This is a genomic window from Bradyrhizobium frederickii (assembly GCF_004570865.1).
Taxonomy (GTDB): Bacteria; Pseudomonadota; Alphaproteobacteria; order Rhizobiales; family Xanthobacteraceae; genus Bradyrhizobium; species Bradyrhizobium frederickii.
This window is the reverse complement of sequence record NZ_SPQS01000140.1, coordinates 1-671: the sequence shown is the minus strand read 5'-3', so window position 1 is coordinate 671 and position 671 is coordinate 1. Positions and strand designations below refer to the sequence as shown.

The 671-nt window shown below is 59.2% G+C and carries 1 pseudogene; it reads left to right on the top strand.

The window, feature by feature from the left end:
- Positions 1–671: pseudogene (locus E4K64_RS40845) on the top strand (recombinase family protein); the annotation flags it as partial.

Genomic DNA, 671 nt, shown 5'->3' with positions numbered 1-671 from the left:
TTTGGGAAGAGAAGCTGCGTGTCGTCGAGACGGTCGAGCAGGAGCATGCGCGTTGGCGCGCGCAAGAGCCGCTTCTGATTGGCCCGGCGGAACGCGCGGGCCTACAAGCGCTCGGCGAGAACCTTCCACGGATTTGGAACGCGGCCATCACGTCGGCAGCCGATCGCAAGCGCATTCTGCGATTTGTCATCCGCGAAGTCGTTCTTGATCAGAAGCGGACCCGAGGTCAGGTGTGGCTCAAGATCGTCTGGCAGACCGGCGCAACCAGCGAGCATCACGTACAACGGCGCGTTCATACCTACCGCAACTATATCGACATTGATCGGTTGCGGCGACGGATCGTCGAGTTGAATGCTGAACACAAAATGGATGCCGAGATCGCGGCAATACTCAATCAGGAAGGCTTTGTCGCGGCCCGAGGCTGCGCCTTCAAAGGCGAGAACGTCTGGCTGTTGCGCACCCGCTGGGGCATTCCCACCGTCAAAATCAACGGCGTGGACAAGAATCCGATGCGCTGGCCCGACGGCAGCTTCTCGATTCAGGGCGCAGCGGCTGAGCTTGGAGTAACCCCGCAAACAATCTTCGATTATCTTGCGCGCGGAATGCTGGCAGGTCGTCAGTTAACCAAAGGCCAGCCATGGCAGATCGAGCTCTCAGACGAACAAATCGGT